Source organism: Stenotrophomonas sp. STEN008, assembly GCF_056760435.1.
Genome location: NZ_JBRRET010000006.1, coordinates 114,631 through 132,023, shown reverse-complemented (window position 1 = coordinate 132,023; position 17,393 = coordinate 114,631). Strand labels below are relative to the sequence as shown.

The window sequence follows — 17,393 nt, the reverse complement described above, 5'->3', positions numbered from 1 at the left end:
GATGAACGACTTGACCAAGAACCTCCTGCTATGGGTGGTCGTCGCCGTCGTGCTGATGGTGGTCTTCCAGAGCTTCTCGCCCAAGTCCTCCGGGGCCGGTGCGCAGGGTGCGTCCTATTCGCAGTTCCTGGACCAGGTGGACAGCGGCAACGTGCAGAAGGTCGCCTTCGGCGGCGACATGCGCGGCGGCACCAGCCAGATCACCTACACCACCCGGGGTGGACAGTCGTCCACCATCACCGCGCCGTTCGATCGCGACCTGATCAACGTGCTGCGCACCAAGAACGTCGAGATCGTGCAGGAGGAGCCCTCCAGCGGCATCTCCCTGGGCGCGATCCTGATGAATTTCCTGCCGGTCATCCTGATCATCGGCTTCTGGCTGTTCATCATGCGCCAGATGCAGGGCGGCGGCGGCGGCGCCAAGGGCGCGATGTCCTTCGGCAAATCGCGCGCCAAGCTGCAGGGCGAGGACCAGATCAAGGTCACCTTCGCCGATGTCGCCGGCTGCGACGAGGCCAAGGAGGAAGTGGGCGAACTGGTCGACTTCCTGCGCGACCCGTCCAAGTTCACCAAGCTGGGCGGCAAGATTCCGCGTGGCGTGCTGATGGTCGGCCCGCCGGGTACCGGCAAGACGCTGCTGGCCAAGGCCATCGCCGGTGAGGCGAAGGTGCCGTTCTTCTCGATCTCCGGTTCGGACTTCGTGGAAATGTTCGTCGGTGTCGGCGCCAGCCGCGTGCGTGACATGTTCGAGCAGGCCAAGAAGCACGCCCCGTGCATCATCTTCATCGACGAGATCGATGCCGTCGGCCGTCACCGTGGTGCCGGCCTGGGCGGCGGTCACGACGAGCGCGAGCAGACCCTGAACCAGCTGCTGGTCGAGATGGATGGCTTCGAGGGTGGCGAAGGCGTGATCGTGATCGCCGCGACCAACCGTCCGGACGTGCTGGACCCGGCGCTGCTGCGCCCGGGTCGCTTCGATCGCCAGGTGGTGGTCGGTCTGCCCGACGTGAAGGGCCGCGAGCACATCCTGAAGGTGCACATGCGCAAGCTGCCGCTGGCCGACGACGTCGAGCCGCTGGTGATCGCACGCGGTACCCCGGGCTTCTCCGGCGCGGACCTGGCCAACCTCTGCAACGAGGCAGCCTTGTTTGCTGCGCGTGGCAACGAGAAGGAAGTCCGCATGGACCACTTCGACCGTGCCCGTGACAAGATCCTGATGGGTGCCGAGCGCCGTTCGATGGCCATGAGCGAGGAGGAGAAGACCCTCACCGCCTACCACGAAGCCGGCCATGCCATCGTCGGCCGCCTGGTGCCCGAGCACGACCCGGTCTACAAGGTCACGATCATTCCGCGCGGCCGCGCCCTGGGTGTGACCATGTACCTGCCTGAGGGCGACAAGTACTCGATGAACCGCGTGGCGATCCAGTCGCAGCTGTGCTCGCTGTACGGCGGCCGCGTCGCCGAAGAGCTGATCTTCGGCACCGACAAGGTCACCACGGGTGCGTCCAACGACATCGAGCGCGCCACCAAGATGGCCCGCAACATGGTCACCAAGTGGGGCCTGTCCGAAGAACTCGGTCCGATCGCCTATGGCGAGGAGGACGACGAAGTCTTCCTGGGCCGCTCGGTGACGCAGCACAAGAGCGTGTCCAACGACACCGCGCGCCGCATCGACGAGGAAGTGCGCAACATCCTCGACAAGGCCTACGCCCGCACCACCCAGTTGCTGACCGACAACATCGACAAGCTGCACACGATGTCGCAGCTGTTGCTGCAGTACGAGACCATCGACGCGCCGCAGATCGATGCCATCATGGAAGGTCGCGAGCCGCCGCCGCCGGCGGGCTGGAACAAGTCGAACAAGGACGGTGGCAGCAACGACAAGGGCGGTGATGCTCGCCCGCTGCCGCCGATCGCCGGCCCGGCCGAATCGCACTGACGGCCCGCTGCACGTGACATCAGACGAGGCCGGGGCAACCCGGCTTCGTCGTTTCCGGGCCCTCGGCCCACCCCGAAGAACCGATCTGACGCTGGAGCCCGCATGTCCGCCCCGAAGCCCGAACCGATTTCCCACACCGTCGAGATGGTCATCGCCACCGTGGTCGGCGTGGGTGTGGGCCTGGGGGCCGACAATCTGCTGCTGGGCTGCGTGGTGGGTATTGCGGTGGGCATCGTGCTGAGCATTGCCAGGACCCTGTACGTGGACCGCAAGCGCCGCCGCCGTTGAGGGGTGTCGGCAGGGCTGACGCCCTGCAACCGGACCGGCCCCGCCTTTCATCAGCAAACCAGCCGTTGCTCTGGCTGTTGTTGTCGCTCTGGCCTCTGCGGGTGCAGGGCGCAGCCCTGCCGAACTAAACTACCCGCCGTTGTCCCTGCAGGATTGCCCATGTTCGATACCTCGCCCCAGCTCGACTGCGCCGGTCGCATCCTGCGCCTGGACCGTGCCCGGGTCATGGGCATCGTCAACGTCACCCCGGATTCGTTCTCTGACGGCGGGCACCATGACACCACGGAGGCCGCGGTCGCGCATGGCCTGAAGCTGGTGGAAGAGGGCGCCGACCTGCTCGACATCGGGGGTGAATCGACCCGTCCCGGCGCTGCACCGGTATCGGTGGATGAAGAGCTCCGGCGAGTCGTTCCGGTCATCGAGCAGCTTGCGGCGCGTACCTCCGTGCCGATCAGCATCGATACCTTCAAGCCTGAGGTGATGCGCGCGGCGGTGGCCGCCGGCGCCGGCATGATCAACGACATCTTCGGCCTGCGCCAGGACGGCGCGCTGGAAGCGGCCGCTGCGGCCAACGTGCCGGTGGTGCTGATGCACATGCAGGGCGAGCCGGGCAACATGCAGGCCGATCCGCACTACGACGACGTCGTTGCCGAAGTCCACGGGTTTCTCGTGCAGCGCCTGTTCGCCGCCGAGATGGCCGGCATCGCGAAGAAGCATCTGGTCATCGATCCGGGTTTCGGCTTCGGCAAGAACACCACGCACAACATGACCCTGTTGGCGCGTTCGGAGCGTTTTCTGGAACTGGGTGTGCCGATGCTGGCGGGCCTGTCGCGCAAGCGCAGCCTTGGCGAGCTGACCGGGCGTGAAGCGCCGGCCGAGCGGGTGGCGGCGTCGGTGGCCGCGCACCTGATTGCCGTGCAGCGCGGTGCGCGTATCGTGCGTGTACATGACGTCGCCGCCACCGTCGATGCACTGAAGATCTGGCAGGCAGTGGACGCCGTGCCGGCGCCACGCGATGACACCCGGCCGACGATCAGCTGGCCGGACGAAGACTGATGGGCGTTGACCGGCGGCCGCTGGCGATTGCCGTGATGGGGCCGACCGCCAGTGGCAAGACGGCCACCGCGATCGCCCTGGCCCGGCAGCTGGATGGCGAGATCGTCAGCGTTGACTCGGCGCTGGTCTATCGCCATCTGGATATCGGTTCGGCCAAGCCCGACGTTTCCGAGCGCGCACAGGCGCCGCATCACCTGCTGGACCTGCGTGATCCGTGGCAGACCTACTCAGCGGCGGAGTTCGCCGCCGACGCCGGCCGCGTCGTCGCCGACATCGTTGCGCGTGGACGGATGCCGATCCTGGCCGGGGGCACCGGCCTGTACTTCCGCGCCCTGCTGAAGGGACTGTCGCCCATGCCGGAGGCCGACCCGGCCCTGCGCGCCACGCTGGCAGCCGAGGCCGCCGAGCGCGGTTGGGCCGCGTTGCATGCCGAACTGGCGAATGTGGACCCCGCCGCTGCTGCCCGCATCCATGCGACAGACCCACAGCGGATCCAGCGGGCGCTGGAGGTCTATCGACTGACGGGAACGCCGATCAGCGAGTGGCAGCGCCGGCCCGGCGTGGCGCCGCTGCCGGTACGCACCCTGAAGCTGGTCCTGGCGCCGCGCGACCGGGCAATCCTGCACCGGCGGATCGAGGCCCGCTTCGATGCCATGCTGGCCCAGGGCTTCCTCGACGAAGTGCGCGATCTGCGCGCGATGCCGGAAATGGCCGCTGTCGCGGCACCGCTGGACCTGCCGGCGGTGCGTGCGGTCGGGTACCGCCAGGCTTGGGAGCATCTGGACGGCCGGATCGATGCCGGCGGCTTCCGCGACAAGGCGATCTTCGCCACCCGCCAGCTGGCCAAGCGGCAGCTGACCTGGCTGCGCGGTGAGCTTGACGCGCGCTGGTTCGACCCCCATATCGACCACGAGCGGCTGGCCGACGCGGTGTCGACCTTCGTCGCACGCTGAACCGCCGCCAGCCGTGTAACATCACTGTCCGGCGGGCGGCTCGGGGGCCGCGGCGGCCGCCGGCAACCCAATAAGAACAATAATCAGGAGTGAGCAATGTCCAAGGGGCAATCGCTGCAGGATCCTTTCTTGAATGCACTGCGGCGCGAACGCGTGCCGGTTTCGGTGTACCTGGTCAACGGCATCAAGCTGCAGGGCACGATCGAGTCGTTCGATCAGTTCGTGGTCCTGCTGCGCAATACGGTCAGCCAGATGGTCTACAAGCATGCGATCTCCACCGTGGTGCCGGCACGCAATGTGAAGGTTGGGCCGGGCGGTGGTTATGTGCAGTCGGGTGAAGGTGGTCAGGCAGGTGATGAAGCAGACGAGTAAGACCGGAGCGGTGAATGTTTGACCGCTCGAAAAAGGGTGAACATGCCCTGCTGATCCAGCCGCACTTCGGCAAGCTGGAAGACGACGTGCTGGAAGAGTTCGGTGATCTGGCCCGCTCGGCAGGGGCCAGCATCGCTGCCACGATCACCGCGCGCCTGGACCGTCCCAATCCCTCGACCCTGATCGGCAGCGGCAAGCTGGATGAGATCAAGGCAGCAGCCGACGCCACCGGCGCCGATCTGGTGCTGGTCAACCATGCGCTGAGCCCCGGCCAGGAACGCAACCTGGAACGCTTTCTGGAGCGCCGGGTGATCGACCGTACCGGCTTGATCCTGGACATCTTCGCGCAGCGCGCTCACAGCCACGAAGGCAAGCTGCAGGTCGAGCTGGCGCAGCTGCGTCACCTTGCGACGCGGCTGGTGCGCGGCTGGACCCATCTGGAGCGCCAGCGCGGTGGTTCGATCGGCCTGCGCGGCCCGGGTGAAACCCAGCTGGAAACCGACCGCCGTCTGCTGCAGAAGCGGGTGGAGCAGTTGCAGAAGCGGCTGGAGAAGGTCGAAGTCCAGCGCACCCAGATGCGCCGTGCGCGCGTGCGCAGCGAACTGCCACGTGTGGCCCTGGTGGGTTACACCAATGCCGGCAAGTCGACCCTGTTCAACGCGATGACCGGCGCCGAGGCCTATGCGGCCGACCAGCTGTTCGCGACCCTGGACCCGACGGTGCGCCGCATCGCTGTGCCGGGTGGCAACGTCGTGCTGGCCGACACCGTCGGCTTCGTCCGCGACCTGCCGCACGACCTGGTGGCCGCGTTCCGCTCGACCCTGTCCGAGGCCCGCGAGGCCGATTTCCTGCTGCACGTGGTCGATGCGGCCGATCCGCACCGCGAGGAGCGCATCGCCCAGGTCGACGAGGTGCTGGCTGCGGTCGGTGCGGGTGATCTGCCGCAGCTGCTGGTGTTCAACAAGATCGACCGTATCGAGGGCGCCGAAGTGCGCCACGATGGTCAGGATGGCGTGCCGGACGAGTCGCGCCGCGAGAGGGTCTGGATCTCCGCGCGTGACGGGCAGGGCCTGGAGCTGTTGCAGACGGTGCTGGGCAAGCGCCTGGGGTTGCAGCATGTGACCGGGGAGCTGCGCCTGCCGCCGGATGCGGGCCGCCTGCGCGCGCGCCTGCATCAGCTGGAAGTGATCCGCAGCGAGCAGGCAGACGAGGAGGGCTGGCTGCTGCAGGTCGATCTTCCGATTGCCGAAGCCGAAAAACTTGCGGCGGGCATTGATGGCGGGCCGATCCGCGCCCTGCTGCCGGAGAAGCTGCCGGAATGGTGAGATAGCGCCGCAAAATCCCGGTGCGCGCCGCTGCGTAGTCGGGCGCGTACCGGCCGGGACGCGACACGCGTCTGCGATCTGCGGTACAACAGGCGGGTTCTTCACCCCACTGTCATCTCGATGTCCATCCCTACCGACGCCGACCTCAACGCCCAAGCTGCCGCACTCGGGCAGCGCCTGCAGCAGGCCTCGCTGCAGCTTGTGACGGCTGAAAGCTGCAGTGGCGGCTGGATCGCCAAGACCATGACTGACATCGCCGGTTCCTCGGCGTTCTTCGACTGCGGCATGGTGGTCTACAGCTACGAAGCCAAGCAGCGCCTGCTGGGGGTACGTGCGCAGACGCTGGAGCAGTTCGGTGCGGTGAGCCGCGAAACGGTGCTGGAGATGGTGTCCGGCGCCCTGATCAACTCCGGTGCCGGCATCGCGGTGGCGGTTACCGGCATTGCCGGTCCTGGTGGCGGCAGCCCGGACAAGCCGGTCGGCAGCGTCTGGATCGGCTGGAAGCGCCGCGGCGGATACGCCCGGGCGGAACTGTTCCAGTTCGATGGCGACCGCGAAGCCATCCGCAGGCAAACCGTCGCTGCGGCATTGCACGGTATCGACGCCCAGCTGTGACATGCTGCTGCGGTAATCGTCCGGAGCACGCATGATGTGGGAAACGCTGGGCACCGTCCGTGACCTGGGGAGGCTGCAGGAAATTGCAGCGGTCCTGATCCGTTATGGCTTCGGCGACGTGGTGCGCCGGATCGGCCTGGCCACGGTGCTGGAGCGTGCCGGGCGCCTGCTGCACTGGAACGAGGACCGCCAGCATCTGCTGCGGATGACCGCGCCGGTGCGGGTGCGCAGCGCCCTGCAGGACCTCGGTCCGACGTTCGTCAAACTCGGACAGGTGCTGGCGACCCGTGTCGATCTGCTGCCGCCGGAGTGGATCGCCGAGCTTTCCGAACTCCAGAATGCGGTGCCGGCCCTTCCTTATGCGCAGATCCGCGCGCAGCTGGAGGCCGATCTGGGCGCGCCTCCGCAGCAGGTATTCGCCTTCCTCGACGAAACACCGATGGCGGCGGCCTCGCTGGCGCAGGCCCATCGCGCGCGCCTGCTGGACGGCCGCGAAGTGGTGCTGAAGGTGCGTCGTCCCGGCATCCGTGACGTGGTCGAAGCCGACCTGCGCCTGCTGGCACGGCTGGCCGAAATCGTCGAGGCGCGTCTTCCGGATCTGCGCCGTTACCGGCCGGCAGAGGTGGTGCAGCAGTTCACCGTATCGCTGCGGCGCGAACTCGATTTCGCGGCCGAATGCCGCAACGCGGAGCGCATCGCACGCAACTTTGAAGGTCGCGACGACATCCTTGTTCCCGGCGTGCATTGGCAGTGGACCTGCGAAAGCCTGAACGTGCAGGACTTCGTGGACGGCATTCCGGGCCGCGATCTTGCCGGCGTGGACGCAGCAGGGCTGGACCGTCGTGAACTGGCGCGGCGTGGTGCCAACATCGTATTGAAGATGGTGCTCGAGGACGGCAGCTTCCACGCCGATCCACACCCGGGCAACATCATCTATCTGCGTGACGGCCGCATCGGCGTGATCGACTTCGGCATGGTCGGGGCACTGTCCGAAGTGCGTCGCTTCCAGGTTGCGCAACTGCTGCACGGGCTGGTCGAACAGGATCCGCAGGGGGTGGCCGACGTCCTGCTGGACTGGGCCGGGGGCGTGGAGGTAGATGAGAACCGGCTGCAGCACGACATCAGCCAGTTCGTCGACCAGTACCGTGGCGTGCCGCTGAAGGATCTGCGCATCGGCCTGATGCTGGGCGACATCACCCAGTTGCTGCGCAGCTACAGCCTGACCCTCCCGGCCGACCTCGCCCTGATGATCAAGGCGTTCCTCACCCTGGAAGGCATGGGCCGGCAGCTCGACCCGGACTTCGACATGGCCAGTGCCGCACGCCCCTTCCTGGAGCGGGTGGTACTGCAGCGCTACGCGCCGCGCGCACTGCTCAAACGCGGCCGGCGCAGCCTGTTGGGAATGATCGACTTCGCCGGCGATCTGCCGCGCGATCTGCGCAAGCTGGTGCAGGCGGCGCGCCGCGGGCGCCTGCAGCTGAAGGTCGAGACCAGTGCGCTGCAGGGCTTTGGCGAGCAGGTGAACCGTGCGGCCAATCGCATGGTGATGGGCATCGTGACTGCAGCGCTGATCATCGGCTCATCGATCGTCATGCACAGCGTCGGTGGGGTCTCCAGCCGCTGGCTGCTGGCGCTCGGGGTTTCCGGATTCGTCGGGGCCGGTATCTGCGGCGTCTGGATCCTGTTCTCCATCTGGAGAAGTGGCAGGCACGACTGAGTGTCGTTCGCTGCGGTATCGCCCGGCACGCTTCGCCCTGTCGTGTCCGGCACTTGCAGTTCCCGCAGTTAGTAGTAATACTACTAACCATGGACCTGACTGACACCCAGCAGGCGATCCTGCAGTTGATCGCCGAGCGTATCGAGAGCGAAGGCGCCCCGCCGTCGCAGACGGAAATCGCACGTGCGTTCGGCTTCAAGGGCGTACGCGCGGCCCAGTACCACCTGGAGGCGCTGGAGCAGGCGGGAGCGATCCGCCGCATTCCCGGCCAGGCCCGGGGCATCCGCCTGGTGCAGGCTCCCCCCGTGGAGATCCTGGCCGAGCCCGGGCTGCCCGACAGCGTGCTGCGGCTGCCGGTACTCGGCCGGGTCGCCGCCGGCCTCCCTATCGGTGCGGATATCGGCTCGGACGATTTCGTGGTGCTGGACCGGGTGTTCTTTTCGCCCGCGCCGGATTACCTGCTGAAGGTGCAGGGTGACTCGATGATCGACGAAGGCATCTTCGATGGTGACCTGATTGGCGTGCACCGCACCCGAGACGCCCATTCGGGGCAGATCGTGGTGGCGCGCATCGATGATGAGATCACCGTCAAGCTGCTGAAGATCGCGAAGGACCGTATCCGGCTGTTGCCCCGGAACCCCGATTACAAGCCGATCGAAGTGCTTCCCGACCAGGACTTTTCGATCGAAGGCCTGTACTGCGGCCTGTTGCGGCCGAATCGCTGAAGCGTTCGAAGGTGCGTTACCCCGCGGTCTTTTGTGGCGATTCTCTGGTTCCACCGAGGTTGGTACGGATGTCCGATAATTCTTTTCAGAGCGCCGGGCAGAATCTCAGCCTGTGCGATACGTCCGCCTTAAAGTGAACCCATGGCAAAGAAGACCCCCAAAGACAGCACCCCCAACGAAATGACCTCTGCAAGGACCAATACGATGGACGAGAACAAGAAGCGCGCATTGGCTGCTGCTCTGGGCCAGATCGAAAAGCAGTTCGGCAAGGGCTCGGTGATGCGCATGGGCGACCGTGTGGTCGAGCCCGTCGAAGCCATCCCGACCGGTTCGCTGATGCTCGACATCGCTTTGGGCATCGGGGGTCTGCCGAAGGGCCGCGTGGTGGAAATCTATGGACCGGAGTCCTCGGGCAAGACCACGCTGACGCTGCAGGCCATCGCCGAATGCCAGAAGATGGGAGGCACCGCTGCCTTCATCGATGCCGAGCACGCTCTCGACCCGATCTATGCCGCCAAGCTTGGCGTGAACGTGGACGACCTGCTGCTGTCGCAGCCCGATACCGGTGAACAGGCATTGGAAATCGCCGACATGCTGGTCCGTTCCGGCTCGGTGGACATCCTGGTGATCGACTCGGTCGCGGCATTGACCCCGAAGGCCGAAATCGAGGGCGAGATGGGCGACCAGTTGCCGGGTCTGCAGGCCCGCCTGATGAGCCAGGCGCTGCGTAAGCTGACCGGCAACATCAAGCGCTCGAACACGCTGGTGATCTTCATCAACCAGCTGCGCATGAAGATCGGCGTGATGATGCCGGGCCAGAGCCCGGAGACCACCACGGGTGGCAACGCGCTGAAGTTCTATGCCTCGGTCCGCCTGGACATCCGCCGCATCGGTGCCATCAAGAAGGGCGATGAAATCATCGGTAACCAGACCAAGATCAAGGTCGTCAAGAACAAGCTGGCCCCGCCGTTCAAGCAGGTAATCACCGAGATCCTGTATGGCGAAGGCATCAGCCGTGAAGGCGAACTGATCGACATGGGCGTGGATGCCAAGCTGGTCGAGAAGGCCGGTGCCTGGTACAGCTATGGCGAAGAGCGCATCGGCCAGGGCAAGGACAACGCCCGCGGTTATCTGCGTGACAACCCGACCGTCGCCGCCAAGCTCGAAGCCGAGCTGCGCGAGAAATTCCAGCCGTCCGAGGCCGCCCGCGAGGAAGGCGACGACGAAGGCGACGACGAGTAAGTCTTGCTGTGGGGTAGGGTGACGCCGTCAGTGACGTCGCTCTACCCCGCAGGTTCGAACCGCCCAGGATGGGCAGGGTGCCAGGGACGGCGCCACCCCTGGAGGGATTGATGTCCGAGAGCGACGAACCTACCTCGACAGGCCGAAAGCGCCGGCCCCGCGAGCAGACTCCGGTGCAGCGGGCACTTGGCCTGCTGGTCCGCCGGGAGCATTCACGCAAGGAATTGACCCGCAAACTGACGGCGCGGGGTATCGAAGACGAAGCCGCGCAGGCAGCGGTCGCCAAGCTGACCGAGGCGGGGTGGCAGGACGACACCCGGTTTGCCGAGAACCTGGTACGCATGCGGGCCAACACCGGTTACGGCCCCATCCATGTGCGTGCCGAACTGGGGACCCATGGGCTGGACAGTGCCGCGATTGCCGCAGCGATGGACAGCTACGAGGGCGACTGGCAGGAGAACGCCCGTGATCTGGTCCGCCGCCGCTTTGGCGAGGCCGGCCCACAGGACCTGGCGCAGCGCCGCAAAGCGGCGGATCTGCTGGCGCGGCGGGGCTTCGACGGTGACAGCATCCGCCGTGCGACCCGCTACGACCCTGACGATTGAGACTGGCGGCGCCGGGCCTGATACCCTTTAGGTTTTCGGCGGTCCGTCGCGACCCTGGCCCAGGCGGCCGGTGGTCCGGGTCCGCCGGCCCGCAGACTGCCAGCCCCCAATGAACGCACCCGCCAAATTCACGACCTCCCAGATCCGCAGCGATTTCCTTGAATTCTTCAAGGGCAAAGGCCATACCATCGTGCCGTCGGCACCGCTGGTGCCTGGCAACGATCCGACCCTGCTGTTCACCAACTCCGGCATGGTGCAGTTCAAGGACGTGTTCCTCGGTGCCGAGAAGCGCAGCTACGTGCGCGCGGCCGATGTCCAGCGCTGCCTGCGCGCGGGTGGCAAGCACAACGATCTTGACCAGGTTGGCTACACCGCCCGCCATCACACCTTCTTTGAAATGCTGGGCAACTGGTCGTTTGGTGACTACTTCAAGAAGGACGCGATCGCGTGGGCGTGGGAGCTGCTGACCCAGGTCTGGAAGCTGCCTGCCGAGCGCCTGCTGGTGACTGTCTACCAGACCGACGACGAAGCCTACGAACTGTGGCGCGACATGGTGGGGGTGCCGGAAGAGCGCATCGTGCGTATCGGCGACAACAAGGGCGCGCCGTTCGCTTCGGACAACTTCTGGCAGATGGCCGACACCGGCCCGTGTGGTCCGTGCACCGAGATTTTCTACGACCACGGCGACCACATTGCCGGCGGTCCTCCGGGGTCGCCGGATGAGGATGGCGACCGCTTCATCGAGATCTGGAATCTGGTGTTCATGCAGTTCGACCGCCAGCCGGACGGCACTCTGGTGCCGCTGCCGGCGCCGTGCGTGGATACCGGTATGGGCCTGGAACGTCTTGCGGCGATCCTGCAGCATGTCCACACGAACTACGAGATCGACCTGTTCCAGGCTCTGATCCGCAAGGCCGCCGAGCTGACCGGTACCTCCGACCTGGAGAACAAGTCGCTGCGCGTGATTGCCGACCACATCCGTGCCTGCTCGTTCCTGATCGTCGATGGCGTCCTGCCGTCCAACGAAGGACGGGGCTATGTGCTGCGCCGTATCATCCGCCGCGCGCTGCGCCATGGTTGGATGCTGGGTGTGCGCCAGCCGTTCTTCAGCAAGCTGGTGCCGACGCTGGTTGCACAGATGGGCGAGGCCTATCCGGAGCTGCCGGCGGCAGCGGACACCGTGACCCGCGCGCTGCAGGCTGAGGAGGAGCGGTTCGCCGAGACGCTCGACGCCGGCATGAAAATCTTCGAAGACGTTGCGGCGAGGGCCGGCAATGGCGTGATCCCGGGTAGTGACGCCTTCCGCCTTTACGACACCTATGGCTTCCCCCTGGACCTGACCCAGGACATCGCCCGCGAGCGTGACCTGACGGTCGATATCGCCGGGTTCGATGCGGCGATGGAACAGCAGCGCGAGACCGCGCGTGCCGCGGGCAAGTTCGGCGGTGGCGTGACCCTGCCGGCCGAGCTGGTGGCGACGCTCACCCCGACCGTGTTCCTGGGCTACGACCGCCTGCAGGCCAGTGACCTGACCGTGCTGGCGCTGCTCAAGGAGGGGCGTCCGGTACAGTCGGCCAGTGCCGGCGATGCCGTCATCGTCATCACCAACCAGACGCCGTTCTATGCCGAGTCCGGCGGCCAGGTCGGCGATACCGGCGTAATGACCGGCAACGGCGTGCGGCTGGCGGTGGAAGACACCCAGAAGTTCGCGGGCCAGTTCCACGGCCATGTCGGTACCCTGACCGAAGGCGACCTGAAGGTGGGCGATGTGCTGGCTGGCGAGGTCGACAGTGAGCGCCGCGGCGCCACCATCCTCAACCACTCGGCCACCCACCTGCTGCACGCGGCCCTGCGCGAAGTGCTGGGCACGCACGTGCAGCAGAAGGGCTCGCTGGTGGCGCCGGACCGCCTGCGTTTCGATTTCTCGCATTTCCAGCCGATCAGTGCCGAAGAACTGGCCGTGATCGAGCGCAAGGTCAATCAGCAGGTGCGTGCCAACAATGTTGCCGAAGTGCACTCCATGGGCATGCAGGAAGCACTCGATTTCGGCGCCATGGCACTGTTCGGAGAGAAGTACGGCGAACAGGTCCGGGTACTGAAAATGGGCGACTATTCCACCGAACTGTGTGGTGGCACCCACGTCAAGCGCACCGGTGATATCGGCCTGTTCAAGATCACCTCGGAAGGCGGTGTCTCCGCGGGCGTGCGTCGCATCGAAGCGGTCACCGGTCAGGGCGCCCTGGATTACGTCGATGCCGAAGAGGCGCGGTTGTCCGAGGCGGCCGAGCTGCTGGGTGGCAGTGCTGCCGACGTGGTCGAGAAGATCCGGGCGCTTGGCCAGCGCCAGAAGCAGCTGGAACGTGAACTGGAAGCGGTGAAGGCCAAGGTTGCCGCGGGTGCGACCGCCGACCTTTCCAGCCAGGCGGTCGAGGTCGCGGGCGTGAAGGTGCTGGCGGCCCGCCTGGAGGGCTTCGACGCCAAGGCGCTGCGCGATGCCGTGGACCGCCTGAAGCAGCAGCTGGGAGACGCGGTGATCGTGCTGGCAGGTGCCCAGGACGGCAAGGCCGCCCTGGTCGCCGGCGTGAACGGCAGTGCAACGGGCCGGGTCAAGGCAGGGGAACTGTTGTCGCATATCGCCGGTCAGATCGGGGGCAAGGGCGGCGGACGCCCGGACCTCGCCCAGGGTGGTGGCGAGGACGGGCCCGCCCTTGCCACTGCACTGGCTGCCGTCGTCGAATGGGTCAGCCCCCGCCTGTGATGAAGCCTGCCGTCCCCCTTCTTGTAGGAGCGGGACGGCTGACGGTACCATTGCGAATCTTTTCCCTTTGTCGTGGTAGCGCTTCTTGACGAAGCGTCAAGCCGGTGGGGGATACCCTTCCACACGGTTCCATGGAGACTTACAAAAATGTTGATCCTGACTCGCCGCGTCGGCGAAACCTTGATGATCGGTGACTCGGTGAGCGTCACCGTGCTCGGCGTCAAGGGTAACCAGGTACGTATCGGCATCACTGCGCCGAAGGACGTCGCTGTGCATCGCGAAGAGATCTACCAGCGCATCCAGCGTGGTGACGAAGCCGGCAGCGCCGGTGGTGAAAATTCTGCGGAATAAGGCTTTACCTTCGCGCGTGATTAACGTTATGATTCACGCCCCGCTGAGGTGCGACGCACCCCCTGCGGTGAAATCCCCGGAGTGATGCCCGAGTGGCCGAAGGGGCTCCCCTGCTAAGGGAGTATAGGGTCAAAAGCTCTATCGAGGGTTCGAATCCCTCTCACTCCGCCAGATACTCAGAAAAGCCCCTGGAGACAGGGGCTTTTTTGTGGCCGGAATTCTCCCGTGCAGCACGTTGCCCATCACCTGCAGGAATCGAGTCTGCGCTGATTGCTGGACTTGGATTGCAGGTTCTGATGTGCTGAGCCGGTACGCCGACGGATCGGCGATCGATGGGACGGGAAGTGCGGATGCAGATTTCCTTGAAGCGCGCTCTGATCGTGGGCGGCGTGGCAGTTGTCGTGTTGACCGGCGGTTATGTCCTGTGGGGCCGCGCGGATTCCATGCCGCAGGCGATTGCGGCGCACGCGCCTCACACGCAAGGCCGCACTGACGTCGCACCCGTGCCCTCAAAGCAGCATCGTGCCGCTGCGCGAACAGGTCCGCAGCCGCCGAATCCCCAGGTCTTCCGCCGGGTAGGTCCGAAGGCATACGAGATTGCCGGCAACCGTGAGCGGCGGCCGCCGGGCGATGCGCTTGAGTACATGAGGGTGATGAAGCAGCGTTCCGACGCCGGTGATGCGGATGCGAGCTATCTGATGGAGTTGACGGTGCGCGAGTGCAGGAACCTGATCAAGCATGATCCGGTCGCGTCATTCGATTTCCTTCGTAATGCAGGCATGACGCCGGATCCTGCCTCGTTGGTCAATGATGAGCGTCGTCTGGGCGAGTGTGCGTCCCTGGTAGCTGCGCCTGCCTTCTATCATGGAGCATGGCTTGCCAGGGCCGCCTCGCAGGGTTCAATCGAAGCCAAGCTGCTTTACGCGGCCGATCCCGAGACCGTCATCGGCCCTCCGTCGGAGTGGCTTGCGAATCCGGAATCCCTGGTCAGATGGCGGGAGAGTGCGATGCGCCATCTCCATGATGCTGCGGCAACGGGAAGCCTCGATGCGGTCAGTCACCTGTCCAGCGCGTACGACAAGGGAAGAATCACCGCCTACGATGGCGTGAATGCCTATGCATATGCCTTGGCCGCTGCCAAGGCAAATCCGGCACATATGCCGGCGAGGAGCCTGCAGGAGTTGCAGGCGAAGTTGAGCCCTGCACAGCGCGAGGCTGCGCGCGAGCGGGCGACGCAGGTGTACGCGGACTGCTGCATCGCAGATCAATGACGCGCAGTCCCGATTCGGTCGGTTTCGATGGGGCAGGACGCGGCCTGCCGGGTTTCGTCCTCGACCTCAATCGTGCTGGAACCGCAAGGGTTCACTGCCCATCGCCGGATCGCTGGTGCCGGGGCGGCCATCCTCTACACGCCCTGCCAGGCGCAGCGCACCGCTTCCTGCGCTGACATGCAGGTCGTACCACCCTGCGGTGGGGGCTGCATCCCAGGCCAGCGATGTTTCCGAGCGCGCGGGGATGTCCAGCGTCTGGTCGGGCATGTGCCCGGCATAGGCGCCTCCCTGCACGCGGACCCGGCAGGGTTCATTGCCCGGGTTACGCAGAAGCAGGCGAAGCTGACCATCGGCGCGCTCCACGTCCGCCAGCAACATCGGGGAGGTGGCATCGCCGCGGAAGTGGCGATGGAATCCATTGGGGCCCAGCAGCCACAGGTCGAAGCGGCCATCGGCAGCAAGCGGCCAGCGCGCCTGCACGGGCGTGCCCGGCACCAGCGTGTAGCGCCTCGGAATCGCGTCCAGGCGCAGCCGGTCGTAGACATGCAGTACCGCTGCCGCTCCTTCGCAGCCCAGCTGCAGATGGATGCTTCCGGCGGCCAATGCGGTGATCCGGGCCTGCGGCCGATAGGGCAGGGCGCGTGCCGGTCTCACCCCGGCTTCCTGGCGTGCAGGGTGCAGCCCCTGCGGCAGTGCAGGCACGGTCCGGCCCGGCAGGGCCGCCGCGCGCGCGGCCACCGCATCGACGTCAGGCAACGCTTGCACGAAGGGGCGGGTATCGCGCTGGGCGAAATCGAACGTGTGGGTCAGATCGCCACAGATCGCGCGCCGCCACGGTGAGATGCCCGGTGCTGGCACACCGAAGCGGCGTTCGATCAGGCGCAGTACCGAGGTGTGGTCATACACCTGCGAATCGACCCAGCCGCCCCGGCTCCAGGGCGAGATCACATACAACGGCACGCGTGGGCCCAGTCCATAGGGGCGGCCACGCAGCTCGGCGGCGTCGTACTTCTCGTCGCCAGGCGCAGGATGCCGATGGTATTCGCCTTCGGTGCCGACCGACGATGCGCCGGCCCAGCCATCCTCCAGCGGTGAAGGCGGGGCGGGCGGCGGCACGTGGTCGAAGAAGCCGTCGTTCTCGTCGAACATCAACAGCAGGGCGGTACGACTCCAGACCTCCGGGTCAGCGGTCAGCGCGTCGAGCACGCGCGCGGTGTAGGCCGCGCCCTGCGCCGGGCTGGAGGGGCCGGGATGTTCGCTGCCGGCAGCGTCGGCGATGATGAAGCTGACCTGTGGCAACTGCCCGTCGACCACATCCTGGCGCAGCTGTGCCAGCCCGCGCGTGCTGACCCCGCGTGCGCGAAGTTGTGGATCGTGGCCCGGTGCAGCGCGGTACGCCTGCCGGAAGGTCTCGAATCCGGCCAGCGGGTTGTCGGTGAAGTTGTCGGCCATGTCCTGGTAGATCTGCCAGGACACCCCTGCCTGCTGCAGCTGCTCGACGTAGCTGGTCCACTGGTAGGACGCCGGATGGCCGCCGTGCTCCGGGAAGTTGTCGTGGGAGTTGGCGATCACCGGGCCGCCGGCGCGGGCAAAGGGATCGTTGTGGCCGGTCCACAGGAACACCCGGTTCGGGTTGGTGCCGGCCTGGATCGCGCAGTGATAGGCATCGCAGACGGTGAAGGCATCGGCGAGTGCGAACTGGAAGGGCAGGTCGCTGCGCTGGAAGTAGCCCATGGAGTGATTCTGCTTGGCCTTGGGCCACTGCCCCATGCGCCCATGGTCCCAGGCACGCTGCGCGTCAGGCCAGGTGTGCGGCGTGCCTTCGACGCGCATGTAGCCGAAGTGCGCGGCGGTATCCAGCGGGAACGGTGCGATCGCCCGGCTGCCGCTGGCATCGGGTTGCAGCCACAGGGTGCGCGCAGCGCCACCGCCCGCCAGGGGGGCGGCGGGGGCCACGAAACGATCACCGAATCCGCGCACGCCCGGCAGGGTGCCGAAGTAGTGATCGAACGAGCGGTTCTCCTGCATGAACACCACGATGTGCTGCAGGTCCTGCAGGCTGCGGGTGCGTGCATCGGGGGCGATCGCGGCGGCCCGGGCGATGCTCGGCAGCAGCGGTGAAAGGCCGGCGGCAAGGCCGGCCTGCAACAGTCGGCGACGGCCGATATCGGTCACG

At 66.2% G+C, this 17,393-nt stretch carries 15 protein-coding genes and 1 tRNA gene; 15 read left to right on the top strand and 1 reads right to left on the bottom strand.

The annotated features are described in order from the left end of the window. The first annotated feature begins 1 nt into the window (after nucleotide 1). The 15 genes from ftsH to ACVOME_RS05120 all read left to right on the top strand — a co-directional run bounded on the left by ftsH (nucleotide 2) and on the right by ACVOME_RS05120 (nucleotide 15,217). Nucleotides 2-1,939: an ATP-dependent zinc metalloprotease FtsH gene (gene ftsH / locus ACVOME_RS05190; protein WP_053519737.1), complete on the top strand. Its 1,938-nt coding sequence runs from the start codon at nucleotides 2-4 to the stop codon at nucleotides 1,937-1,939. A 102-nt stretch (nucleotides 1,940-2,041) separates the two neighbouring features. Beyond that, nucleotides 2,042-2,227: a hypothetical protein gene (locus ACVOME_RS05185; RefSeq protein WP_065179301.1), complete on the top strand. Its 186-nt coding sequence runs from the start codon at nucleotides 2,042-2,044 to the stop codon at nucleotides 2,225-2,227. A gap of 159 nt (nucleotides 2,228-2,386) precedes the next feature. Next, nucleotides 2,387-3,283, top strand: a complete 897-nt coding sequence (gene folP, locus ACVOME_RS05180) for a dihydropteroate synthase (RefSeq protein ID WP_481504804.1) — start codon at nucleotides 2,387-2,389, stop codon at nucleotides 3,281-3,283. Next, entirely contained in the window at nucleotides 3,283-4,236 is a 954-nt protein-coding gene (miaA, locus tag ACVOME_RS05175) for a tRNA (adenosine(37)-N6)-dimethylallyltransferase MiaA (protein ID WP_481504803.1), read from the top strand. The genes folP and miaA overlap by 1 nt, the downstream gene beginning before the upstream one ends. A 96-nt stretch (nucleotides 4,237-4,332) precedes the next feature. Beyond that, entirely contained in the window at nucleotides 4,333-4,608 is a 276-nt protein-coding gene (gene hfq, locus ACVOME_RS05170; RefSeq protein ID WP_004152891.1) for an RNA chaperone Hfq, read from the top strand. Between the two features lie 14 nt (nucleotides 4,609-4,622). Further along, nucleotides 4,623-5,933 (top strand): ribosome rescue GTPase HflX, encoded by a 1,311-nt coding sequence (gene hflX / locus ACVOME_RS05165; RefSeq protein WP_346479943.1) that lies wholly within the window; start codon nucleotides 4,623-4,625, stop codon nucleotides 5,931-5,933. A gap of 120 nt (nucleotides 5,934-6,053) precedes the next feature. Further along, nucleotides 6,054-6,548 carry a CinA family protein gene (locus ACVOME_RS05160; protein ID WP_053520002.1) on the top strand — a complete coding sequence of 165 codons (495 nt, stop codon included), beginning with the start codon at nucleotides 6,054-6,056 and terminating at the stop codon, nucleotides 6,546-6,548. A 34-nt stretch (nucleotides 6,549-6,582) separates the two neighbouring features. Then, nucleotides 6,583-8,265, top strand: coding sequence for a 2-polyprenylphenol 6-hydroxylase (gene ubiB, locus ACVOME_RS05155; protein ID WP_065181390.1), 1,683 nt, complete (start codon nucleotides 6,583-6,585; stop codon nucleotides 8,263-8,265). A gap of 89 nt (nucleotides 8,266-8,354) precedes the next feature. Further along, the gene (lexA, locus tag ACVOME_RS05150) at nucleotides 8,355-8,990 is read left to right on the top strand and encodes a transcriptional repressor LexA (protein ID WP_481504802.1); all 636 of its coding nucleotides are present in this window, start codon (nucleotides 8,355-8,357) and stop codon (nucleotides 8,988-8,990) included. Nucleotides 8,991-9,194: 204 nt separating this feature from the next. Beyond that, nucleotides 9,195-10,232: a recombinase RecA gene (gene recA, locus ACVOME_RS05145; RefSeq protein WP_074901222.1), complete on the top strand. Its 1,038-nt coding sequence runs from the start codon at nucleotides 9,195-9,197 to the stop codon at nucleotides 10,230-10,232. A 110-nt stretch (nucleotides 10,233-10,342) separates the two neighbouring features. Next, nucleotides 10,343-10,837 carry a recombination regulator RecX gene (gene recX, locus ACVOME_RS05140; RefSeq protein ID WP_461287702.1) on the top strand — a complete coding sequence of 165 codons (495 nt, stop codon included), beginning with the start codon at nucleotides 10,343-10,345 and terminating at the stop codon, nucleotides 10,835-10,837. Nucleotides 10,838-10,946: 109 nt separating this feature from the next. Beyond that, nucleotides 10,947-13,595, top strand: a complete 2,649-nt coding sequence (gene alaS / locus ACVOME_RS05135; RefSeq protein ID WP_461287703.1) for an alanine--tRNA ligase — start codon at nucleotides 10,947-10,949, stop codon at nucleotides 13,593-13,595. A 147-nt stretch (nucleotides 13,596-13,742) separates the two neighbouring features. Then, the gene (csrA, locus tag ACVOME_RS05130; RefSeq protein ID WP_053520007.1) at nucleotides 13,743-13,946 is read left to right on the top strand and encodes a carbon storage regulator CsrA; all 204 of its coding nucleotides are present in this window, start codon (nucleotides 13,743-13,745) and stop codon (nucleotides 13,944-13,946) included. 78 nt (nucleotides 13,947-14,024) lie between these two features. After that, nucleotides 14,025-14,117: transfer RNA gene (locus ACVOME_RS05125), tRNA-Ser, on the top strand. A 179-nt stretch (nucleotides 14,118-14,296) separates the two neighbouring features. Continuing rightward, nucleotides 14,297-15,217: a hypothetical protein gene (locus ACVOME_RS05120; protein ID WP_065181262.1), complete on the top strand. Its 921-nt coding sequence runs from the start codon at nucleotides 14,297-14,299 to the stop codon at nucleotides 15,215-15,217. Nucleotides 15,218-15,283: 66 nt separating this feature from the next. Here the strand turns inward: ACVOME_RS05120 and ACVOME_RS05115 are convergent, their stop codons facing one another. After that, nucleotides 15,284-17,392 (bottom strand): phosphocholine-specific phospholipase C, encoded by a 2,109-nt coding sequence (locus ACVOME_RS05115; protein ID WP_481504810.1) that lies wholly within the window; start codon nucleotides 17,390-17,392, stop codon nucleotides 15,284-15,286. Between the last annotated feature and the right edge of the window lies 1 nt (nucleotide 17,393).

Coding starts and splice junctions, on each gene's coding strand:
- ACVOME_RS05120 (WP_065181262.1), top strand. CDS start 14,297: ATGCAGATTTCCTTGAAGCGCGCTCTGATCGTGGGCGGCGTGGCAGTT.
- recA (WP_074901222.1), top strand. CDS start 9,195: ATGGACGAGAACAAGAAGCGCGCATTGGCTGCTGCTCTGGGCCAGATC.
- hflX (WP_346479943.1), top strand. CDS start 4,623: ATGTTTGACCGCTCGAAAAAGGGTGAACATGCCCTGCTGATCCAGCCG.
- ftsH (WP_053519737.1), top strand. CDS start 2: ATGAACGACTTGACCAAGAACCTCCTGCTATGGGTGGTCGTCGCCGTC.
- recX (WP_461287702.1), top strand. CDS start 10,343: ATGTCCGAGAGCGACGAACCTACCTCGACAGGCCGAAAGCGCCGGCCC.
- ACVOME_RS05185 (WP_065179301.1), top strand. CDS start 2,042: ATGTCCGCCCCGAAGCCCGAACCGATTTCCCACACCGTCGAGATGGTC.
- miaA (WP_481504803.1), top strand. CDS start 3,283: ATGGGCGTTGACCGGCGGCCGCTGGCGATTGCCGTGATGGGGCCGACC.
- csrA (WP_053520007.1), top strand. CDS start 13,743: ATGTTGATCCTGACTCGCCGCGTCGGCGAAACCTTGATGATCGGTGAC.
- alaS (WP_461287703.1), top strand. CDS start 10,947: ATGAACGCACCCGCCAAATTCACGACCTCCCAGATCCGCAGCGATTTC.
- hfq (WP_004152891.1), top strand. CDS start 4,333: ATGTCCAAGGGGCAATCGCTGCAGGATCCTTTCTTGAATGCACTGCGG.
- ACVOME_RS05160 (WP_053520002.1), top strand. CDS start 6,054: ATGTCCATCCCTACCGACGCCGACCTCAACGCCCAAGCTGCCGCACTC.
- ubiB (WP_065181390.1), top strand. CDS start 6,583: ATGTGGGAAACGCTGGGCACCGTCCGTGACCTGGGGAGGCTGCAGGAA.
- folP (WP_481504804.1), top strand. CDS start 2,387: ATGTTCGATACCTCGCCCCAGCTCGACTGCGCCGGTCGCATCCTGCGC.
- lexA (WP_481504802.1), top strand. CDS start 8,355: ATGGACCTGACTGACACCCAGCAGGCGATCCTGCAGTTGATCGCCGAG.